Genomic DNA, 2,830 nt, shown 5'->3' with positions numbered 1-2,830 from the left:
CGTAGCCGGCCGATTGTTACCGCGGCGACTGAGCCTTGATGCGGGCGACGAGTTCCGCGTCATCGACAAAGTCGTCGAGGAACGCGTGCCAGGTTTCGGTGGTGATGCGCGCGTCCCTGAGCATGTCTTTCAGTTCATCGATACCGTCATCGGTCAGGGCGGTGACGGTGTCATCCGGGCCGGTATAGACGCTGATGATCGAGCCATAGGTCAGGTTGTCGTCGTTGTAGACGATGGCTTTGAGAAGCTCGGGGTCTTCGCCCAGCATCTTTGCGATGTAGTCGAGGGTGCAGACGTGGGTGACGGTTGCCATCAGGCGGCCTCGTGCTGGGCGGAGGGCAGCGGCGACCAGTTCCAGGGCAACAGATCGTCGAGCCGATTGATCTTGTGATCATGGATGCGGGCCAGGATGTCGGCCAGATAGGCTTGGGGGTCCAGGCCGTTCATCTTGGCGGTTTCAACGATGGTCATGGCGCGGGCCAGCGTTTCGGCTCCGGTATCCGCACCGGCGAAGAGCCAGTTGCGGCGCCCGACACCGATCGGGCGCAGCGCGCGCTCGGCAGGATTGTTGTCGATCGCCACCCGGCCGTCCTCAAGGAACAGGCTGAAAGCGTCCCGGCGGCTCAGCCCGTAACGAAAGGCCTTGGCCAGATCGCCCTTGCCGGGGATCCGCGAGAGCTGCTGCTCTGACCAGGCGAAGAAGACCTCGACCTTCGGAACGCTGTGTTTCCGGCGCGCGGCAAGGCGGATATCGGCGGGATGGCCGGTGATCTCCCGCTCGATGTCATAGAGCGCGCCGATACGGTCGAGTGCCTCGCGGGCGATCGTTGATTTGGTCTTGGTCCATTCATCATGGAAGTCACGCCTCAGGTGAGCCCAACACGCGGCCTCCCGAAGGCGGGGCTTCCCGTCGGGTTCCGGTTCATAGAGCTTGGCATAACCCTTGTAGCCATCGGCCTGGAGAATGCCGCGGGTGTTGGCGAGATGGCCGTGGACGTGCTCTTCCTTCCAGTCGGGCGCGAAGGCATAGACCGCGCCGGGCGGTGAGGCGCCTGCCCAAGGGCGCTGATCGCGGACATAGGCCCAGATCCGGCCCTTCTTCACACCCTTGCCCACCCCCTTGTCGCGGCCCGCGCGATCCAGCACCCGGATCGGTGTGTCATCGGCATGAAGGAGGTCGCTGGCCATCACATCCACCTCGATCCGCTCGATCAGCGGTGCCAGCACCTTCATGGCGCGACCGCACCAGTCGACCAAGGTACTGTCCGGGATGTCGGCGCCCATCCGGGTGAAGATCTCATGCTGGCGATAAAGCGGAAGGTGGTCGTCAAACTTGGAGACGAGGATGTGGGCGAGCAGGTTCGCACCGGCCATGCTGCCGGGGATCGGCCGGCTGGGGGCCGGCATCTGCACCATGCGTTCACAGCGGCGGCAGGACTTTTTCAGGCGGGCGATCTGGACAACCTTCAATTGTGCCGCGATCAGATCCAGCATCTCGCTGACATCTTCGCCCACCAGGCGCAAATCGCCGCCGCAATCGGGGCAGCAACTGCCGGGGTCGAGCTCCCGCCGCTCGCGCGGCGTGCTGTCCGAGACCCGGGGACGTCGGCGGGGTGGGCGCTCGGCAGCTTCATCGGCAGGTGCCGTTTCCAACCCATCATCGTTTTGGCCGTCGTTCACGACGTCAGGCTGGCCTTCGGCCGCTGCGATCATGAGATCCTCGAGCGCCAGCTCCAGCTGTTCGATCTCGCGCTCGATCTTTTCCGAGGACTGGCCGAAGACCTGCTTCTTCAGCCTGGCAATGCGCAGCCGCAGGGACTGGATCAACTGGTCATGGGCGCGCAACGTGGCCGAGATCTTCGCGTTTTCCGCCTGCAACGCCGCGATCAGCGACTTCAGAAGCGCCGGATCATCAGGAAGGGTCTGGGCCGCATTCGACATGCGCCCACCTACCACAAGGCAGGCAAAATTGCCATAAAAACAAGGCGTTTTAGCAGGGTAAATCAGCCCACCCGGGCCGGTGGCGCGCCCCAATCCGGCCTGCGCCAGTCAATGCCTTCCCACAGCATGGCCAGCTGCGCCGAGGTCAGGCGAACCGCACCATCCCCGCGCATCGGCCAGGGAAAGCGCCCCTTCTCCAGCACCTTGTAATACAGGCAGAAGCCCTGACCATCCCAATGAAGCAATTTCAACCTGTCGCCGCGACGCCCGCGGAATGCAAAAACCGCACCGCCGGCCGGCTTCTGGCGCAGAACATCCTGGGCAAGTGCAGCCAGCCCGGAGATTCCCTTCCTCATGTCGGTCACGCCGCAGGCCAGATAGACACGAACGCCGGTTCCCGGCCCGATCATGCCCCTTCCACCGCACGGATCACATGTGTCAGCGTCACGGTATCCAGAGCCGGATCGAAGCGCAGGCAGCGACCATTCGCCAACTGCAACTCGATCTGGGCAGGCCGAGGCGCTCCTGTGCAGATGGCCGCTGTCTGCATCACCAATTCCGTGGGCCGGTCCAATCCAACCGGCAGAAACAGCGTCTCCGGAGACGCCGAAACCACGCCCTTCTTCTTCAGTTGGTGCCGCCAGGCATAGATTTGCTGCCGCGTCACATCGTGCCGCTGTGCAACCTGCGTCACCGTCGCCCCGTCCACGCCGACCGACAAAACGATCTCGAGCTTCTCCTCGTCGCTCCACCGCCGCCGCCGCTCCAGTCCAAGAATATCGCCCCGCATCCCCACACCCGCATAAGACACGTCATTAACGACGTCACTATGCACGTGCCTTAATCCATCAGCCCAAACTCAGGCAGGCGGTAACAATCGGGCCGTTAC

General features: G+C 63.5%; 4 protein-coding genes. All 4 read right to left on the bottom strand.

Going from position 1 to position 2,830, the window contains the following annotated elements; genetic code table 11:
• Positions 1–16: 16 nt before the first annotated feature.
• The 4 genes from QPR87_RS23395 to tnpA all read right to left on the bottom strand — a co-directional run bounded on the left by QPR87_RS23395 (position 17) and on the right by tnpA (position 2,776).
• Positions 17–313 (bottom strand): hypothetical protein, encoded by a 297-nt coding sequence (locus QPR87_RS23395; RefSeq protein ID WP_011746419.1) that lies wholly within the window; start codon positions 311–313, stop codon positions 17–19.
• Complete coding sequence (locus QPR87_RS23390) at positions 313–1,941, bottom strand: IS66-like element ISPpa5 family transposase (protein ID WP_285051550.1); 1,629 nt, start codon at positions 1,939–1,941, stop codon at positions 313–315. Before QPR87_RS23390 ends, QPR87_RS23395 begins: the two co-directional genes overlap by 1 nt.
• A 62-nt stretch (positions 1,942–2,003) precedes the next feature.
• Complete coding sequence (gene tnpB / locus QPR87_RS23385) at positions 2,004–2,351, bottom strand: IS66 family insertion sequence element accessory protein TnpB (protein ID WP_011746417.1); 348 nt, start codon at positions 2,349–2,351, stop codon at positions 2,004–2,006.
• A complete protein-coding gene (gene tnpA / locus QPR87_RS23380) occupies positions 2,348–2,776 on the bottom strand; it encodes an IS66-like element accessory protein TnpA (protein ID WP_197029475.1) in 429 nt (142 codons plus the stop codon). The genes tnpB and tnpA overlap by 4 nt, the downstream gene beginning before the upstream one ends.
• Positions 2,777–2,830: the final 54 nt, after the last annotated feature.

It is taken from the genome of Paracoccus sp. SSJ, from assembly GCF_030234105.1.
In the GTDB taxonomy this organism is placed as follows: Bacteria; Pseudomonadota; Alphaproteobacteria; order Rhodobacterales; family Rhodobacteraceae; genus Paracoccus; species Paracoccus denitrificans.
The sequence above is the reverse complement of the archived record's forward strand: the minus strand, read 5'-3'. Positions and strand labels throughout refer to the sequence as shown.